At 59.1% G+C, this 18,115-nt stretch carries 19 protein-coding genes and 1 pseudogene; 13 read left to right on the top strand and 7 right to left on the bottom strand.

The window, feature by feature from the left end:
• Nucleotides 1-334: 334 nt before the first annotated feature.
• Nucleotides 335-592 (bottom strand): hypothetical protein, encoded by a 258-nt coding sequence (locus ACIPUD_RS15960; RefSeq protein ID WP_446481117.1) that lies wholly within the window; start codon nt 590-592, stop codon nt 335-337.
• Nucleotides 593-740: 148 nt separating this feature from the next.
• Between ACIPUD_RS15960 and ACIPUD_RS15955 the strand changes: the two genes are divergently transcribed.
• Nucleotides 741-4,061, top strand: coding sequence for an adenylate/guanylate cyclase domain-containing protein (locus tag ACIPUD_RS15955; protein ID WP_085351507.1), 3,321 nt, complete (start codon nt 741-743; stop codon nt 4,059-4,061).
• Between the two features lie 72 nt (nt 4,062-4,133).
• Here the strand turns inward: ACIPUD_RS15955 and ACIPUD_RS15950 are convergent, their stop codons facing one another.
• Together ACIPUD_RS15950 and ACIPUD_RS15945 are read right to left on the bottom strand one after the other, a co-directional pair.
• Complete coding sequence (locus tag ACIPUD_RS15950) at nt 4,134-5,075, bottom strand: cytochrome-c peroxidase (RefSeq protein WP_446481116.1); 942 nt, start codon at nt 5,073-5,075, stop codon at nt 4,134-4,136.
• 254 nt (nt 5,076-5,329) lie between these two features.
• Entirely contained in the window at nt 5,330-5,590 is a 261-nt protein-coding gene (locus ACIPUD_RS15945; protein ID WP_085351508.1) for a hypothetical protein, read from the bottom strand.
• 292 nt (nt 5,591-5,882) lie between these two features.
• Between ACIPUD_RS15945 and ACIPUD_RS15940 the strand changes: the two genes are divergently transcribed.
• The 8 genes and pseudogenes from ACIPUD_RS15940 to ACIPUD_RS15905 all read left to right on the top strand — a co-directional run bounded on the left by ACIPUD_RS15940 (nt 5,883) and on the right by ACIPUD_RS15905 (nt 8,379).
• Nucleotides 5,883-6,017, top strand: coding sequence for a hypothetical protein (locus tag ACIPUD_RS15940; RefSeq protein WP_317245668.1), 135 nt, complete (start codon nt 5,883-5,885; stop codon nt 6,015-6,017).
• A gap of 26 nt (nt 6,018-6,043) precedes the next feature.
• Entirely contained in the window at nt 6,044-6,244 is a 201-nt protein-coding gene (locus tag ACIPUD_RS15935) for a hypothetical protein (protein ID WP_085351509.1), read from the top strand.
• 38 nt (nt 6,245-6,282) lie between these two features.
• Nucleotides 6,283-6,495: a hypothetical protein gene (locus tag ACIPUD_RS15930; RefSeq protein WP_085351656.1), complete on the top strand. Its 213-nt coding sequence runs from the start codon at nt 6,283-6,285 to the stop codon at nt 6,493-6,495.
• A 182-nt stretch (nt 6,496-6,677) separates the two neighbouring features.
• Nucleotides 6,678-6,938, top strand: a complete 261-nt coding sequence (locus ACIPUD_RS15925; RefSeq protein WP_446481115.1) for a hypothetical protein — start codon at nt 6,678-6,680, stop codon at nt 6,936-6,938.
• Nucleotides 6,939-7,020: 82 nt separating this feature from the next.
• The gene (locus tag ACIPUD_RS15920; RefSeq protein WP_446481114.1) at nt 7,021-7,272 is read left to right on the top strand and encodes a hypothetical protein; all 252 of its coding nucleotides are present in this window, start codon (nt 7,021-7,023) and stop codon (nt 7,270-7,272) included.
• The gene (locus ACIPUD_RS15915) at nt 7,269-7,586 is read left to right on the top strand and encodes a hypothetical protein (protein WP_446481113.1); all 318 of its coding nucleotides are present in this window, start codon (nt 7,269-7,271) and stop codon (nt 7,584-7,586) included. The genes ACIPUD_RS15920 and ACIPUD_RS15915 overlap by 4 nt, the downstream gene beginning before the upstream one ends.
• A 491-nt stretch (nt 7,587-8,077) precedes the next feature.
• Nucleotides 8,078-8,155, top strand: a pseudogene (locus ACIPUD_RS15910) (hypothetical protein); the annotation flags it as partial.
• Between the two features lie 116 nt (nt 8,156-8,271).
• A complete protein-coding gene (locus ACIPUD_RS15905; protein ID WP_446481112.1) occupies nt 8,272-8,379 on the top strand; it encodes a hypothetical protein in 108 nt (35 codons plus the stop codon).
• Between the two features lie 414 nt (nt 8,380-8,793).
• Here ACIPUD_RS15905 and ACIPUD_RS15900 read toward each other — a convergent pair whose 3' ends face one another.
• From ACIPUD_RS15900 to ACIPUD_RS15885, 4 genes are all read right to left on the bottom strand, one after another.
• The gene (locus ACIPUD_RS15900) at nt 8,794-9,063 is read right to left on the bottom strand and encodes a phasin family protein (RefSeq protein WP_446481111.1); all 270 of its coding nucleotides are present in this window, start codon (nt 9,061-9,063) and stop codon (nt 8,794-8,796) included.
• 700 nt (nt 9,064-9,763) lie between these two features.
• On the bottom strand, nt 9,764-11,824 hold the full coding sequence (locus ACIPUD_RS15895) for an AAA family ATPase (protein WP_446481110.1): 2,061 nt from the start codon (nt 11,822-11,824) through the stop codon (nt 9,764-9,766).
• Nucleotides 11,821-12,270, bottom strand: coding sequence for a hypothetical protein (locus ACIPUD_RS15890; RefSeq protein WP_446481109.1), 450 nt, complete (start codon nt 12,268-12,270; stop codon nt 11,821-11,823). Before ACIPUD_RS15890 ends, ACIPUD_RS15895 begins: the two co-directional genes overlap by 4 nt.
• Nucleotides 12,271-12,350: 80 nt before the next feature.
• Complete coding sequence (locus ACIPUD_RS15885; protein ID WP_446481108.1) at nt 12,351-13,670, bottom strand: SIR2 family protein; 1,320 nt, start codon at nt 13,668-13,670, stop codon at nt 12,351-12,353.
• A gap of 673 nt (nt 13,671-14,343) precedes the next feature.
• Between ACIPUD_RS15885 and ACIPUD_RS15880 the strand changes: the two genes are divergently transcribed.
• The 4 genes from ACIPUD_RS15880 (at nt 14,344) to ACIPUD_RS15865 (ending at nt 18,087) form a co-directional block, all read left to right on the top strand.
• Nucleotides 14,344-16,050: a S1 family peptidase gene (locus ACIPUD_RS15880; protein WP_446481107.1), complete on the top strand. Its 1,707-nt coding sequence runs from the start codon at nt 14,344-14,346 to the stop codon at nt 16,048-16,050.
• A gap of 46 nt (nt 16,051-16,096) precedes the next feature.
• Entirely contained in the window at nt 16,097-16,948 is an 852-nt protein-coding gene (locus tag ACIPUD_RS15875; RefSeq protein WP_446481106.1) for a hypothetical protein, read from the top strand.
• A 9-nt stretch (nt 16,949-16,957) separates the two neighbouring features.
• The gene (locus tag ACIPUD_RS15870; RefSeq protein WP_446481105.1) at nt 16,958-17,266 is read left to right on the top strand and encodes a hypothetical protein; all 309 of its coding nucleotides are present in this window, start codon (nt 16,958-16,960) and stop codon (nt 17,264-17,266) included.
• A gap of 122 nt (nt 17,267-17,388) precedes the next feature.
• Nucleotides 17,389-18,087: a YiiX/YebB-like N1pC/P60 family cysteine hydrolase gene (locus tag ACIPUD_RS15865; RefSeq protein WP_446481104.1), complete on the top strand. Its 699-nt coding sequence runs from the start codon at nt 17,389-17,391 to the stop codon at nt 18,085-18,087.
• Nucleotides 18,088-18,115 lie beyond the last annotated feature (28 nt).

Raw genomic sequence — 18,115 nt, 5'->3', positions numbered from 1 at the left:
GGTCATGGGGATGCTCCTGTCTTGGGTGAAGGTTGCGAACCCCTCATCTCAAGACAGGACGCCTCGTTGCGCTATCCTCTCAGCCGCGCTGCCGGCCGTCGTGCCTACCGCGCGAGCGGTTTAGTCCTGTGGCCTTAGCCGAACATCGCTTGAACACGCGTCGTGTCGGCTCTCAAGAGGCAAACCGGACGCTTATCCAGCTTTGCGTCTACGCCCGCTTTTGACCCCCGGAGCAGAAGTCGCAGAAGATGGGTGTCTAACACGGACACGCGGTTGTGGTGGCCTTGCGGACTCCGGACCGATAAACGTCCGATCGCCGATGAGCAGTGCCTCACTAGGTCAGTTCAGCAAGTAGCGCGGCGGCTTCTTTGAGGTCTCCCGTATCGAAGCCTTCGGTGAAGCTGCCGTAGATCGGCGCGAGCAGGTCGCGGGCTGCGCTACGCTTGCCTTGATCGAGCCAAAGTCGGGCTAGGCTTGTGCCGGCGCGCAGTTCCCAAAACTTCGCGTCCTGTTTCTGCGCTGTTCGAAGCGCGCGGCCCAGCCAGCGTTCGGCATCGTGTCGATCCGAGTTGGTGATCAGCGCCTCGGCCACGGACCAGATTTGTTCTCCTTGAGTTCTTCGCATTCTGACCCTGACCGAACATGCAACCTCGCGGCGGGTGCTGGAATAAGTCGGCGCGCGTGGTAGACTTTCGGTCCTATCGGTCCAGAGTGGGTTACACAAAATCCGGAGGGCCGCGATGCAGCAAATTGCCGACTGGCTCCAAAAGCTCGGAATGTCCGAGTACGCGCGGCGTTTTGCTGAAAACGGGATTGGTTTCGCAGCACTTCGCCATCTGACTGATCAGGACCTTAAGGACATCGGCGTGCTGCTCGGGCATCGGCGCATAATGCTTGCGGCTATCCAGGAGCTTGGGAGCCCTGACGTAGCTCAACGCGTTATGGCCGAGTTGACGCCCCACGATGCCGCCGAACGTCGCCAAGTCACTGTGATGTTCTCGGACCTTGTGGGTTCAACAGCACTTTCAGCACGCATGGACCCTGAAGACCTACGCGAGATCATTTCCGCGTATCAGAAGTGCGTCACCGACATCGTGAGGCGGTTCGGCGGCTTTGTTGCGAAGTATATGGGCGATGGGGTACTGGTGTATTTCGGGTATCCGCAGGCGCACGAAGACGATGCGGAACGGGCCGTCCGGGCGGGGCTGGAGTTGGTGGCTGGCGTAGGTGCTCTGAAGATCCGTGCGCCCCTGCAGACGCGTATCGGCATCGCAACGGGACTGGTGGTTGTCGGCGACCTCATCGGGTCCGGCGCTTCTCAGGAGCACGCCATAATCGGTGAAACGCCAAACCTTGCGGCACGTTTGCAAGGCGTTGCTGAGCCGAACAGCGTCGTCATTGCGGAGAGTACTCGGAAGCTCTTGGGCAATCTGTTCGAGCTTGAAGAATTTGGGCCGAAAGAGCTCAAAGGTATCTCAGGCGCCGTAGGGGCATGGGCTGCGTTGCGGCCGGCTTCAGTCGAAAGCCGCTTCGAGGCCTTGCACGCGAACGGATTGACCGAGCTTGTTGGGCGCGACGAAGAACTCGAACTCCTGTTGCGACGCTGGTCCAAGGCAAAGAGTGGTGAAGGCCAAGTAGTGCTGCTCTCCGGCGAGGCTGGTATTGGCAAATCGCGGCTTACGGTGGCGCTGCTGGAAAGCATCGCTAACGAGCCGCATACCCGATTGCGCTATTTCTGCTCGCCGCAGCATACCGACAGCGCTTTTTATCCGATCATCGGCCAGATGGAACGGGCCGCACGATTTGCGCATGACGACCCGCTGGAAACGAAGCTGGACAAGCTCGAGACAGTATTGGCGCAGACTTCAACCTCGTTGGAGGATATGGCGCTATTCGCCGACATGCTGTCGCTGCCAAAAGACGGACGCTACGCGGCGCTCGACATACCCTTCGAACAGCACCGCCAGCGGACATTTGAAGCGCTCGGGTCACAGGTGGAGGCATTGTCGCGCTCCACACCTGTGCTAATGATCGTCGAGGATGCACATTGGACCGATCCCACGAGTCAAGAAGCTTTCAGCGGGGTCGTTGACCGGCTTCGGACCTACCGTGTGCTGTTGATTGTGACGTTTCGTCCAGAGTTCGAACCGCACTGGATCGGACGGCCCTACGTCTCTGCTCTGACCCTCAATCGGCTGGCGCAGCGCCAAATCGAGACGGTGATTGATCAGATCGTGGGCAACCAGCTTATCTCGGCGAGCGTGCGGCAGGACATCATTGAGCGCACGGACGGGATTCCCCTTTTTGTGGAGGAGATGACGAAGGCGGTCCTGGAGACCAAGAGCGAGGGCGAAGCGCGGCGAACTACAGGCAATATTCCGTCACCTGCGGCGGCGGTCCCCGCAAGCCTGCACGCCTCGCTTATGGCGAGGCTCGACCAGCTCGGGCCCGCCAAGGAGGTGGCCCAGATCGGTTCCGCGATTGGGCGAGAGTTCTCTCACACCCTGCTTTTTTCCGTTGCGAGCAAGCCGGAGCCAGAGTTGGCATCCGCCTTGGACCGTCTGATCTCCGCTGGCTTGTTGTTCCGGCAAGGTGTGCCTCCGTATTCCAGCTATCTATTCAAGCACGCGCTGGTGCAGGACGCTGCCTATGGCACGCTGCTGCGCCCAAGACGGCAAGAGTTGCATGCACGAGTTGCCACCACCTTGGAGCAGCATTTCGCAGATCTGGTCGATCGGCAGCCAGAGATACTGGCTCATCATTTGATGGGTGCCGGACAGGCGGAACGAGCCTCTGATCAATGGCTAAAAGCGGGCCAGTTTGCGGCTTCCCGCTCCGCGTATGCCGAGGCGGTCAGTCATTTCGATCGTGGTTTGTCCCTGCTGCCATCTCTCTTGGATGCGCAGCGCGATCAGCAGGAGATCAAGCTGCAACTCGCTAAAGGCGTGTCTCTTAGTAACGCCAACGGCTTCTCCTCGGCCGAAGCAGCAAAAGCGCACGCTCGTGCGCACGAGCTTTCCGATAAGATAGGGGACATCGATTCTCAGTTCACCGCGATATGGGGGTTGTGGACTTTCCGACGTACGTCGGATTGGAATGCGGCGCGCCAGCTTTCAGATAGGCTCCTGAGCCTGGTGGAAAAGAGTAGTAATGTCGGCCTTCGCCTCGAGGCTCATCATACGGGTTGGACAACACATTTCTTCTGCGGCGAACTCGCTCCGGCGCAGGAGCATTGCGATAAGGGCCGAACCCTTTATGAGTTCGAGCAGCACCGGACGCACGCACACATCTACGGCCACGACCCTGGAGTGTGTGCAGGAACGCTAGGTGCCTGGAGCGCCTGGCTGCTCGGCTACCCTGACACGGCGCTCGCTCGCGTGAATGACGCATTGGCGCTTGCGGAACGGGTGAATCATCCCTTCAGCCTTGCTATGGCGCGTCTGCATGCGTCGATATTGCACCAGTTCCGACGTGACTCACCTTCGGTGCTGCAGTGCATTGAGAGCGCAGAGACCCTAGCGGCGGAGAAGCGCCTTGCCTTGCCGCTCGATCCACGAGTTCTCCGCGGCTGGGCGTTGTTGGCACCGGATAGGATTGAGCCGGCGATTGCCTCCTACCGCGCCGCGCTTGCTGATCCGGCGAAGCGAGGCACGATCCAGTACGCTCCCTATAGCTTTGCGCTCTTTTGCGAAGTGCTTTGTCGCACAGGAAACCACCCCGGCGGAGCCGAAGCCCTGACGGGTGCTGCTGCCATTGCGGAACAAAGCGGCGAGCACTGGTGGGATGCGGAAATCTCTCGGCTGCGAGGGTTGGTGGCATTATCTAGCGGCCAGCTCGGAGGGAGCAAATGGCTGCTGAAGTCTCTACAGACTGCTCGGCAACAACGGGCGAAATCACTTGAGCTCCGGGCAGCGACGAGCCTTGCCCGCTTATGGCGCGATGAGGGCAAACGCACCGCGGCACGTGATCTGCTGGCTCCGGTTTACGGCTGGTTCACTGAAGGGTTCGACACGCTCGATTTGAAAGAAGCCGAGGCGTTGCTCGACGACTTGACCTCGTGAGCCAGTCGAATGGGTCTAGCGACTTCTGAGCTTGGCCTTCTTGAAAGTCCGACAACATCCGCTTTCGCGCCGCTATTGGGGACAAGCGGGTTTTATCGAAAGGGACCGACTTGGGCGGTCTATCCCACCCTGGTCATAGAGTTCGATGACCTCTTCGAGCGTTGCGACCGATCCATCATGCATGTAGGGCGCACGCTGCGCAACGTTGCGCAATGTCGGCGTCTTGAATGCGTATCGGAGCTTTTGTGACGTCGGAAACAGCCGGCCGCGGCCAATATCACCGTCTTTCGCGGTGCCGATATCCTGAAACGATCCATCGGTAAAAGACGGCCCACTGTGGCAGTCTGAGCAACGCGCTTTGCCGTTGAAGAGCGCAAAGCCGCGTTTGGCCGCCGCGCTGATCGCGGTTTCATCCCCAGCGATCCAGCGGTCGAACGGGGACTCGTCCGCGACAATGGTGCGTTCAAAGGTCGCCAAGGCAGCTTCGATCCTGGGCCGGGTGATCGCACTATCCCCGTAGGCGCTTGGGAACGCATCGACATAGGCCGGGCTGGTGGACAGACGGTCAATCAACTCCGATCCTGTCAGATTCATGTTTGCCCCACCCATGATCGGACCAAACGTGACGGATTCGATATCCCTGAACTTCCCGTCGCAGCCCAACGGCTGGGTGAACGCCACATCGATCAGAGTGGGCGAACGAAGCGGCAGGCCTTTCGGATCCTCCCCGACCGCACGCGCAAGGCCATCTCCCCACGACAGCGACGGATTGTGGCAAGTCGCACAGGAAATGGTACCGGACCTCGAGAGCAACGGATGGAAGAACAACATCTTCCCGAGAGCCGCTTTTAGTGCCGAGTAGGGATTGCGGTCCGGGAAAGGAATCGCTGCCGGCCGACTGTACTTGGCGCGGATCTCTGCCGCCTCCTTTGATTCCTCCGCCACCGTCGAGCCAAAGCGCAGCCCCAGCGGCACAAGCACCGCAGGCAAAGCCAGGCTGACCCAGACCTTCATCGGCTCCTCGGAGGAATAATATGCCTCGTTATATGAACAACTTGGTCAAGGAAGCCTTAAGGCCCCTCTGCCCATTGGGTCGAAATGCGTCGCCACAATTTACTTTGTTCCCGTGTGATCGCGCGCTGCGTGAGGGCCGTTGAACGCTCAGGCAACCTCGTCAACACCAACTGCTGCCTGGCGCGCGAGACGGGCTTTCGCAAAAGATCGGACATCGGCACGCCACCGCCGCTCCCCCGGTCTCACCCGCAAGCTCAACTGACGAGCTGTCTCGGCAATACCATCACGATGTTGATCTCGCGCTCCAATATCTTTGAGGCAATGATCGATATGTGCAGCGCGAATTCATCTTCGATCTTGGCGGCGGTGTCCTCGTCCTTGGCGTAGACGAACAGGATGTCCCCATCGACTTCATCGAACCGCACGCCCGCGAACAGACGGTCGAACGTCCTTGCGCCGACGATTAGAGCTATGCGGGCTTGGATTGCTTGGTCTTGGATTTCGGTGAGCTGCATACGTCGGATATGGGGGCGGAGGACACCGGGGCAAGTGTTCAGACGCTCGTACTATCGCTCGATCTTTCCTTCATCGCCACGATCACGAGTTGAGCGCATCATCTCGCAAAGGCCGTTGCAATGCCTTCGCCTCTTTCCATGGCGCTCCCATCCAGACATCGCGCCGTTAAGGAACTGGTTACTAGTGACTGTCACCATTTGCTGTATTAGGTCGTCACATACAGCAGCGCATTCCGAGAACGGTTCAATACTTCGACACGCCCGGTTGGCGGTCTCTTGTAGGAGAGGCCCAATGTTTAAGGGCTTCATGGTGGCAGTTGTGGCGCTGATCAGTACAGCGCAGATCGATCAATACCTAACCCACGGTCGGTACACCGACGCGGCGATGGCTATGCTGCGGCAAATTCGTCATGCGTTTGGATTTTAGATAGTTCTTTGCGACGGAGACGCATCATGGACGGCATCTCATGGGCCGATCTCGATAGGGATGAACAACGCGCAATTGCGATATTGGGAGCCGGTCTTTCCATTGAACTGTGTGACCCGCTTGCCCTCCTGACGTTGGCTCGCCTCGGGTTGGCCATAGGGTCGCATTTGACGGTTGCTGGAGACGCCTTGCGACGAGATGCCGTTTTGAAGGGTGTCGCTAGTTAAGCGGTTCGGTATCGGTCGATCACGACAGGGGGATGGGAATGCCAAACGCAATCGAGCTGATTGTGGACGGTTACGTTCGCTTGAACAATCGGAGGGCTCTGCATGATCTGCGCATGCAGCGCCGGAAGCTGGCCGTGGACCTAAAGGCACGTACAGATTTTGATGTCCGGGCAACCGTCCAGCAGATCGAGGAAGATATCATCGTGATCGAGGCTGGGCTGGCGCGGTTGGATGAGGCGGCGACGAGCTAAGCTGCCAAAGCAGTACGCGGTTCAAGCCGCCCGATTACCTTCTTTCTCGGCCCCACGCATAACGATCTTGAGCACATCATCCGGCAACGGGCCATTGCTCGGATGACGCTCTCGAACACGGCGCTGCCGCGACAGCAGCGCGCGGGGTTCGCTCCCGCGCCGGCTTCCAACATGGAGGTGGGATGAGTAACGTCATCATATTCGGACATGGACTCTACGGCGTGGATATCGGGACGCTACACGGCGAGCCCGCCGTCTTCATCGTCCCGAACGTGGCGCCTGGCCCGGTCGGAGAGAAGATTCCGCTCGCGCAGCAGGGGCCGCTCGAACGCGAAGAGTTGCCGGATAGCTGGATTGCGATGACGTTCCCAACGCGTGAGCGCTGCAACGAGGTCGCTGACGCGCTGGTCGGATCGAAGATGGCGACCGCCGGCGCGCCGTAAGGAATCTGCAGCATACACCCGTCGATCTAAGGAATTTGCAGCCGCTGTAACGAGTCTGCAGCAGCGCAAGAGGAACGAAACCATGGCCGACCGCCGCCTGTTCGACAGCAGCTCGATGACGCAGCCGCCGGCGCCGGAGATCGACGCCATGACGTGCACGGTCGAGAATGTGGCGAGCGACGAGCCCGTGCAGATGTCGCAGGGCTTCGTCCGCTGCACACCCTATGAGCCGACGGCGGTGCGCATGATGGTCGGCGACCAGGTGATCTGGTTGCAGCCGGACGGCCCGCCGGAGATCGTCGCGTCGCCCGCGAAGACGGGTGGCGCGCTATGAACGCCATCCTTATCCTCGCCGGCCTCGCCGCGGTGTCGTTCATCCAGAACGCGGCCTTCACCGCCGTCAGTCGATCGCGCAACTCCGGCGACGTGGCTCATCACGCGAAGTGGTCGGTCGCCAGCAACGGCGTCTGGTTCGTGACGCAGATCCTGATCTGGTCGACGGTCTGGAAGGCGGTCGAGTCCGGCACCTACGCGCTGATCGCCGCCGGCGTCGTCTACGTGGCGAGCACGACGGCGGGGAGCTGCTGGATGATGGCGAAGATGCTCAAGACCGAGGCCGGCAAGCGGATGGTGGGGGCGCGATCATGATCAAGCGTATCGGCGGGCCAGGCGGCATCATCATGATGAGCGGAAAGCTCTACGTTGCGTTCCAGCGCTCCGTGCCGCATGGCGACACCGGCAGGGGTTTGGTCAAGCTTTGCTCTCGTTTCCGGTTTCGCGATTGCGCGAGCTGTCAGCTACAATAGCGGAAGAGGATCGTATTCCCCGGCGCCTGCGTTAAGCGCTCAATTGGCATTCAGCCCCATTTCCCGACTTAGGCAAGCGTGCCTGCGGCTTTCACCACCGGCCGAGCGCCGCGCTTTGGCAAGTTTTTCTATTCATCGGCCTGCGGCAATCTCTTCCAACTCTTGCTCCCAAGCGCCACGATGCAGCGAGGCTAGACTGCCCCGCCGTCAGGTCCGAACACCGGCGGCGGGCTTCTTGTGAGTTGCGTTAGTGGCAAAGCGTACCCGAGCGCCGGCCAAGAAGCCGCGAGCTTCCATGCCGGGCTTTATCAGCCCTCAGCTGCGACCCTGAAGATGAAAGCGCCTTCCGGGGCTCAGTGGATTCACGAAGTCAAATACGACGGCTACCGCATCCAGCTCCACATCGACGGCGACGACCGTAAGGCCTTCACCCGCAACGGCCATAACTGGATCAACCGATTCTCAGTCATTGCAGGAGCCCGAAGCAAAAGCTCACCAGGCCCGTCAAGAAGCCGAAGGCCACATGGGTGGAGCCGAAGTTCTACGCCGACGTCGAATACCGGGACATCACCTCTGAGGGCCCGCTGCGCGCCAGCTCCTTCAAGGGGCTCAGCAAGGGAACGGGGCGTTCCTGACGGCGTTTTCTCCGCGAGTGAGTGGAGTGCCGGCATGCCGGATCGCGTAACCCAAGCGGTAAAAGAAGCCCAAGCCATCCTGGCTCGCTATGTCGAGCCTGGCCCGCGGGACTGCCAGAACACAATCAATGACCTGCTGGCCGTCCTGGACGATGAGCGGCTTGTACGGGCGATGGAGGAGGAAGATGAGCGACAATCTCACCAAACGGGACCAGCGCGACCGTAGCATGTCAATCGGCGTTCGACTGGGACCCCCTATCGGCATCCAGGACACAGAGCAAAGCAAGGCCTGAAGGTCAGTTTTGACACACAATGCCACCCTCCAAAGATATTCGGCTAGGCGGCATTGTGCTTTTTGGAAATAGCCATGTTCAAGACAGATCGGGCGAGGCTGGTAAGAGACGCTTTATGCGGTCACTTGGGCAGAAAGCTTGAAGTGATCGGCTTGAAGGCTTCCTGCGCAAAGGTCCTGTAAAGCTCGCCGATCTTGGTCGCTTCGGCGAAGAACATTTCTTGTGCGGATTTGGCGTATTCGGCTGTCAATTCCGTGAACTTGTCGGGCGACTTCACGGCTGCAAGCTTTTCGAAATAGGCCTTGCTGGCCTCGAACGACGACTTCGCGAAATCGGTCTGAGCGGTTGTGATAGCGGTAAGATGCTGCTGAATGCTGGAAAAATCGGTCATCACAAATAGTCCTTCGTCGATCAGTTCCGGAGACATCTCCGATCCAATTGATCTCGACGTCTTATGAAGCTTTCACTGCCTCAACAGCAAGCATCGTGGGTGCACTGCAGCAATGATAATTTTGGCACGGTAGTTCTACGGCACCGCATCTGGCGCCTGTCTCGCTTTAAAAAGCAGCGCAACCGTGACTCCGTCTTCGAGCGTCGCCCTGAGCTCTAAGCTCCCGCCCCTTGAGCCGTCTTTCTCCCTGGAGCGCAACCGCCATTGTACGCCTTGGGACCCTGGGAAATTTCCCAGGTGTCTGGCCGATAGGTCGCCGCTAAACAGCTTCTGGAGCCTGGGGGGAGTAGAAGAGCGAGAATGGAAGAACTTATTGCTCAACTTGAGAAATTCCGAGCGGAGGCAGGCTATCGTGCTCAGTTGGCGAGAACTGCACCCGATAGACAGACGCGAGCGCTGTTCGAACGGCGCAGAACGGGTACGAGAGATGGTTCAGGAAATCGAGACGACGATCGCGGCGCGAACGAAACCGAGTGGTCGCTGGCAATGATCGTCCGGTGACTCCACACGCCGACATGTCGGCTTACGGGAGATGAGCCGAGTTCGGCCAACACGGTCACCAAGAGCCGCCTGTGACCCACATCGACATGCTAGTCCTGCCGTTTGAAGATGGACCCGGCTACTTCGCCATGGACTAGATTTACGCCGTTGCCTGAACGGCGTCAGATTGACGGAGTATGCTTGGCGGCATCGGCGGAACGTCCTGCCGCGCGCTCACGTTGGCCGCTCCGCGCTCATTAAAGTCGATCGTGTATCGTCTCCCCCCTTGCTCCGGTGTGCTGAGCATCCGTCGGCAAAGCAAATCGGCCAGGGCTTCATCCTCGACCGCCACGACAACCTGGCGCCCGGCCTGTCGGAACGACGAAAGAACTTCGACAAGCTGTAGGGCTCTGAAGTCGTCAATGTGTTGAACGGGATCGTCCAACATGAGCGTTTCCCATCGGGACCACGGTCTAGCCAGATGGACCGACAAAAGGAAAGCGAGACCCGCGGCTCGCCTCTGACCGCTGCTGAAGACGAATTGCGGATTGAGGTCGTTGCCCACCTTCAGACTGAGGAAGCGTCGAACATCACCACGGATGCTGTAGTCGATGCTGCGCCAGTTCGCGTGCGGGCGGAGTCGCTGGTAAATCTCGTTCAGCAGCGGGCTTATGCGGGCAAGCCGCTCATCAACGATTTCGCCCGCCGAACGCCGAACGCTCTTCTCCAGTGATTTAGCTGCCGCCACCGCGCTCTGAGCGCGCGCAAGTTCGTCCGCAGCAGCGTCGGCTTGGCGCCGCAAAAGCGAAACTCGCGCATCGACCGAGGTCAAGGCCTCGATGGCCCGCGAGGCCTCCAAGGCGTTGAGCGCACGCTCCAGCTCGACCAATTGCTCGCGCTCGTCCAGCGCTTCTCGGTCAAGCGCGCCCGGGTTCGCCGCGTTGGTTGGATCCAGCCCATAGCGTTCGAAGATCTCGATATGGGCCTCCTCTCGCGCCCGAAGAGCCCGCAACTGTTGCTCGATTGCATCCCAGAGAGTTTGCGCTTCGGCAACTTGTTGTTCCGCCCGACTGGCCGCCCGACGGGTGCTGGCGAGATTGTCCTGCGCGGAATTCACGCCCTCGGCAAGCTGATCGATCCGCGCCCGGGCGCTCTGGATGCCCGCAGCGAATTCGGCATTGGTCCGCGTTGCCGCGCAAAGCGGACAATGCCCGTCGTGGAGGCCCAGCGCCTCGCCATGTTCCACCAGGATGGACAACGAAGCGGCAATTTCACTCGCCCTCGCCTCAACGTCATAGGCGCGCTGTGCCACTTCCAACTCGGCCCTGAGGCGATCGAAGTTGGATCGGGCAGTTTCCAACGCCGCATTCGCTCCCTCTCTGCGGGCCACCTCGTCTGGTGAATTAAGCGCCCTTTGGTGCGCCGCGATTTCATGTCCCTCAAACGCAGCAATGCCGAGACCTTCGAGGCGCCTACGTCGATCGGGAAGCGTTCGCTGAGCGAGGTCGATCCTCTGCGCAAGTTCTCCGCCCGTCGGCGGGATGACCCGATCGAGCACCCCCATCGCCGTGGAAATGTCGCCGCTCCGGTTCGCAGCGTCATTTGCCTCCGACAGTTGCACAAGCCCGCCCTGCAGTACCGACCGGGCCTGTTGATAGGATTCTTCAACGCGGCCGCAGGCCGCCTCCGCGAGTGTAACCACGGCCTTCGCCTTAGCCGCGAGGTCGGCGCCCTCGACGGACCCAAGGGCCGCGCGAACCAGATCGAACCGTTGCGTTTCGCTCAGATCGAGACTGAGGCTCGCGATCCACTCGTCCCTGATGACCGAGGTTTTGCAGAGCTGCCTAAGCGGATCGTCGGGCGCCGCACCCTGACAGAGCTGGGTTTCGATTTCGCTCGGCGTCTTATCGCCGCCACCGTCCCGAGTGCGTGTGATGGAAAACGTTTTGCCGTCCCGATCGACAAAGGACGCAGTCACATAGTGGCTCGACGGTGAACCATCACCCCGCCACCATATGTAGTCACGAACCGACTCCTTCGAGGCCGACTCCACTGTGTATTTCGCAATCTCGCCGAGAATAGCGAACTCGACAGCGTCACAGAGTGTGCTTTTGCCCACCCCATTACGCCCGGTGATGACGGTGAAGCCCGGTCCGAAATCGACACGGACTTTTTCGCGAAACCCGCGGAACCCGCAAACTTCAACGTAGTCGAGCCTCATGTCGGACTCCCCAATATCTCGGCGACGTCCTCTGGCCGCAGATCTCCCAAGAAGGCGTTCAGCGCCTCGACCGGAACATCTTTCGCGCGAGAGCGCAATCTGTCGGCGATGTCATCGTTTTCGAGAAGCGGCTTAGCCTTGATCGGGGTTAGTGGCATCAGCACGTTCGTCACGTCGTCCGCCGTTTGCATCGCGGTTCGTGCGATTTTTCGCGTCAGAGCGAAGTTCTCCTCCAGCTTCTCGACCTGGTGCTGGAGGGTTGGCGCCAGCTCGGAGGTCAAAAACACAGAGTAAACGTTCCATGCCTTGGCCCCGGCCGCCCGCAGTGCCGCCGCGTGTCGCGCCAGAACCCGCTGCTGGGCCGCTTGCCAAGTATCCAGCAGCTCTTTAGCGCTGCCAAAGACGTGCACGAAACCGACCACCGTCGCGCTTTCGAAGCAGATCACGGGCGGAGACGTACCAGTCCATGGCCAGGTATCATAACCAGCCTCACGAAGGACGACTTCGCACTGTGTGCCTATGTCCATCAGATGCCCAACTCCAACCTCGCGCCATCAAGATCGTACCAGTCGCCCATCCCTGTCGGACGAATAAAGTTACCGGCAGACCCTGGCCGAACGACGCTTCCTGGCAGGGGCAGGTTAGTTGCACCGGCCGCCACGACCATATCTGTCGGAGCGATAGCAGGTGCTTCGATAAATTTGGTCCGGAGCTGGCTGAGAACCGTACCCGCGCCATTCACGACCCGAATTGATCGGCCGGCGAGATCGTAGCCCATACCTGTTGGGGCGGCTCCAGCCTGCCTGAGCAGCAGATGGAAAACTCCCAAGATCTCACATTGGCTCGGCTTTGACCTGCTGGCCGGCTGTCCCGCAGGAACTCCTTCAGCATCGCGTCTCAGACTATACAGTGTCTCGTTGTCGAAGTCCGGCGGTTCCAGCCATGCGGGATCACAAGCCACTCCGGCCGATGCCTCAAATGCCTGCTTGCCGGCAGCAAGAACGCCACCAAGGTAATTCCGGGAAAAGGCCTTTCTGAGCTCGTCCAGCGCCTCTGCCCCAGATTCCTGCACGTGCGTGAATTTGACCTGTGGGCCGTTGGCTAAGGCCCATAGGTCCGGGGCTTTAGCTTGGAGCGCCGCCGCATCCGCCAAGTCGATTACTGTGACGGAAAGGGGAGCAAGCCCGTCCAGGACCGCTCCCAGCAGAGTGTTCAGGTATGCCCAGTCCGACCAGAAGCCGACCACCAGCAGGTCCTTCTGCCGGAGGTTTGCCGCCATCCACGTTTTGCTCTTCGCTATACGGTCTGTGATGGGCTGTTCGCCCAACTGCGACGGAGCCCATACCGTCGCCAGCCGGTCACGCATCGCGCATCCGTGAAATTTCAAGAGCGGACCCTGAGTGCGAAATCGAATGGTCGCCTCGTCTCCGTCCAGCGAATTTTGAAAATCAAACCCGTTCGCAACCGCGGACTGCTCAATCAGCGTGTCGTAGTTGGCGGATAGGGCCGCTACCGCTGCTCGCGTGACGAGGAAATCCGCCACCGCCGCGTGGCCGGCGTTAGGCGGCTTCACGAACATCTGCCAAGGCACAAGGCTTTCGATGAATACCGACTGGAGCGTGTGAAGGCCGACGAAGTGCTGCGCAAACGCTTCGAGATCGTGGCGCATCACCGGATTGCAGGCTGGGTCCGTTTCCAGAGTGTACTTGTCAAAACTAGCTTCAGCGACTCGCCATGCCGCCGGAAGCTTGCTTGGCGCCGCCATGGAAAGGCCAGCGCCGCAAACAATTACCAGCCGTCCTGCATGCATTGACGCGAGCAACTTTGTTTTGGTCTCTGCTTGCAATGGCTCGCCTCATCCCGATCGGTTGGCCGATCTAACCCTCGTTGTATACGTTGGCAAGACGAATGCCGCGCCTTTCGCGAGGATCACCGTCCGCAGCGGCTAAACGCGATGCGTACGTCCCGTTTCGCTCGAGCCGCGAGTCGGCCGTGACGGTGGTAATGCCGCTAAACTTTCACAGGCCATCACAGTCTGAATTTTTTGAAATGAGCCGCCGTGCAGAGACCCATCGCCCCGCCAAAAGCGCCGGACGTTTACCAGGCTTGGTAGGGCCTCGAAAACTGCGTGTCGCTGCGGATTGAGACTTTGGCGGTCCATTGACCGAGGGCGCCCCGGCGGCAGGTCCTCTAGTCTGGCGCGACGCGGCCACAATCCCGGATCTGCTCGCCTCGGTGAAAGCCGCTCTCCGCTTGCCGATGCAGAGGCCGGGCAGATCGGTCAACCAACATCGTCGGCGGGGCTTGTCGTCTGCGTAAGCCTTGTTTGGAGACGTCGGCCGCTGGAGCCGGTACGGGCATCGTCCGAACGTCGAAGTGCTGCCCGGATGGCCTCTCCGCCGACGTCGATGGCATAGCCCATAGCAACTCTCCCAATTTTTTTTGCGCGCCTGTCTTGCTCGCCCATCCTTAAGGTGCCATCATAAGTTGAGTTAGACGCCGGATTGGGGATACCGGTGATGGGGATATTTGTCGGCGCACTACGCGCCGCAGCATTTTTTGCTGCGTGCTTAACCGCTTTTTATGCGAACTTCAGTTCGGCGGACGAGCTGAAAGCGCCGGATCCATTTAAGGCTGCTTCGACGAGGCTCAAAGACCTCTCGTCTTTCGTCGACAATCATCTGCAGACCGTCGAAACCCTCAACAAAGCGGCCAGCACGAAGATCGCAGGCGGCAAAAACCAAACTATGGACGTCAGTTCTTTCAGCCAGATCGCCGGCAAGGGAACGGGCGCAAATATCAGAGCGATCGAGAATACCCTACGCTTTCAACAATTGGACTCGGCACCAGATATTCGCAAGCTCGATTATCTGCAGGGTCACCAGACGCAACTTCAAGATTTTTCGAGCAAGCTCCATCAGGCGCAAATAGACCTTCAGACCCTAGCGGCACCCGACGCTAAGCAGCGTTTCGACGCCATTATTGTTCCGACCGATATGCAGGAGATTCTTCAGCTCGGCACGGATGGACGCTCGCTTCCGTTGCCGCCTCACCTGCAGGGGCTCGGTGGGCTCAAGCCAAGCACCCTCACTCCTTACGTTGTCGGTCCCGGCTCGGCCGCGACCGTCGACTATCCTTCCGTTGTCGAAATTGCGTATGCTTGGGATGGATACGGGTCATCTGCGCTATGCACAGGCACATTGATCTCGTCGACGGCCGTCCTTACGGCTGCGCATTGCTTTTGCGAACAGGTTGAAAAGAAGACGGCAAAGGACTGCTTATCCGCCACCCACAAGCGCGGCCAGGAAGATGTGAAGATCGACGACAAGCGGTTCGTGTCGGTCTTCTTTCATGATCGCGGCGTCGTATCCGTCGATCAGATCATCATAAATCCGGACTATGCATTCCCCAAGAAGGATCTAGCTATCCTAAAGCTGTCGAAGGAAATCACCGATGTGATGCCTGCGCCGCTTAACACGGTACGCCCCATTAAACCCGGAGAATTCGCGACGATAGTGGGGTTCGGTGTGCATAGCCCCTTGAAGGCCAATGGCGTTCCCCAGCCGGGCCCTCCCGTCGACGGATCGGAAGGTATAAAACTGTGGGCGACCATTCAGGCTTCGGCCTGCAAAGATGCCAGCTTCAGCGAGGATTTCTGTTGGAGCTACAAGCTCCGCAACGAGAACAAGATCCTCGGAAGCACGTGCCACGGAGATTCAGGAGGTCCCGCGTTTGCAACAATCGACGGTACACTGAAACTCGTCGGTGTAACGTCGGGCGGACCCGACGACTGCCGAACCGGGAAAGGCGGACCGACTTACGACGTAGAGGTGTTCAAAAACATTCCTTGGATCACTTCCGTCGCTGGATCGAATGCGAATGCCGCCTTCGCAGCAAATCCGAATGCGTTCTTCAAGAATCCTAGCGCACGGGCCTATGGCGCGCCCTATCACCTTTTCATAAACACTCCGGATCACTCGAGCGGAACTTTCGCGATCGTCAACGCGAGTGGCTTTCTCACCGTCAGCGTCAATACGACTCCGACCTTCGCTACCCTGATGCTCGAGCTGACAGCGCCGGGCGCAACCAGTCCAGCCTGCACCTCTTCGGTCGCGGATGCGTTCGCAACCTGCACCGTGCAGTCGCCCGCCGTCGGGACCTGGAGCGTTCGGGTCACCGGCGCCAGCCCTCAGGAATCCCAAGTCGTCGCGGCTGTCAGTCATTAGCGTCCGGGTTGCGGATATTTGTAGCTTTGCTTGTGGGGTATTTCGAATGCGTATGGTCAGTTGCGCGATTGTCTTGGCGGGCGGAATGTTGGTAGGCGGCTGCAGCATCATTCCGGAAATGCCGGACGACACCAGCCTTCCGGTTCGAGAAATTCTTCAACACACCGCGTGCGAACTGCGGTACGCCTTCAAAAAACTTAGTGATCCTCAATACGCATCGTTCAAGGCCAATAAGTGGCTCGTCGCAATCAAGCTCTCACCAAAGGTAGATTCCGAAATCAACGGGGGCGTCGGTTCGACTGGTAAGAGCACGACCCTCTCTGCTGCAAAATATTTCAACAATTGGGCATTCGGGTCGATTGGTTCTCCCGGAGGGGCGGTCGATGCGAAGGGGACTCGTGATGTCTCAATCACATTCAAGACGAGCTCAAAGGAGCTCATTTTGAATCCAAAAAATCAGTTGATTTGCCCAGTGGACAGCCCCCGCGCGCACGTTCTGACCGAACATCTTGGCATTGGTGAGTGGCTCATCCGTCTCGTCGAAGCCAAGGATGTCGCCATGGGGTCGCTCGCTAAACTGGACTCGCCGACCTACAGTTCGCAAATATTCGTCAAGTTCAGCGGCAACGGAAATTTCACCTATAGCTTTCCGTTCGGCACCGCCTTCGGTGCACTGTCTGGATCATACGATATGGACGAGACCCTGCTCATAACGCTGAGTCCCGATACCAGCAGCAGCGGTACTCTCGTCGTTCAGACCCTCCCGACGGGAGGTAACTTCAAGGATGGTCCTGACCACGTCACTGTCATCAGCCGCGTGAACGCTCAAGAGAAGCTGGACACCACCACCAACCAGCAAAGCATCATCAACGCCATCCGCAATCTTCCTCGCCAGTGAGTGCGTCCAATGTCCGGATTTGTTCTCTTTCTGATGTTCTTCGTGTCGCCGCCTGCGGCACCGGGTAAGCAGGTCTGGAGTCTCCACAATACAGATCATGTTGAGTTTGCGTCGATGGACGCTTGCAAAAAGTATGGCCTGCTCATGCAGGCTAGATTTCAGAAGGTCGATACCATCAAGATCCGCGGATGGTGCGTCAACCAGAAGGACGGCAACAGCACGTACAATGTCAGGGATCCGCACCTTCCGGTAACCAAGGGGGATATTTATGAGATCCCGACCGACTTGAGTGACGCAGCCTCTAAGGAAGGCTACTAAATCAGCTTGAGGAGCGATCAATGGAAGACCGTCGCGGGTGCTTTCGTTTGGCTGGCGGAGCTCTCACCCTAGCCTTAATGGCTCGACCGGGGTCGACAACCGCAACCCCCGGCCAGCCTTCCATGCCTGATCCAATGCAATTTCAGAGTGGAGACTTCCTCTGGCCGAAGAAGCCGGGAGTGTTTGTACCTTATGACGCCGGACCACCACGCCCCGTGGATGCCGACAAGGCCAAGTGGATCGAGGAGCGTGATCGGTTTATCGCCGACGTAGCTTCAAAGGCGCCCTATTTTACGCCAGCTCAGACCGAGCGGATGCGTAAGCTCACCTATGAGGACTTCCATGAGAAATACACCGGCACCCGTAAATCCGGAAACGCGACCTACTCCGCTGGCGGGCCCATATACGTAGGCCATGTCGCTATCATCGACATCGACCAGGCAGGTGCTCCGTGGATCATCGAGGCGCTCTGGGGCAAAGGCGTCATTCGCCGCCCTTATTCCGATTGGACGACTGAGCGAGCCGGCGAAGTGGTATGGCTCGGGCGTCTTGCCAAGCTCTCATCCGCCGACCGCGCTCGAATTCCTGATGAAGCGAGAAAATACATAGGCAAGCCGTACGACTTTTGGAATTTCAACCTGAATGACGACACCGGATTCTATTGCAGTAAACTTGCCTGGCTGGCGGCATTTCGGTCATTGAAGATTGCCGTGGACGACGATCTCAATCCGAAACGAGCTTTTTGGTTCTCGCCCAAGCAATTTCTCTATGTCACTCGCATGACGCGCCTGATCAATCCCGGTCCTTACGGTTCCCGATAGCGATTACCGCCCTCCTAGCCCCGAGAGT

Source organism: Bradyrhizobium sp. CAR08 (assembly GCF_052871955.1).
This window is presented reverse-complemented; position numbering and strand designations above follow the sequence as displayed.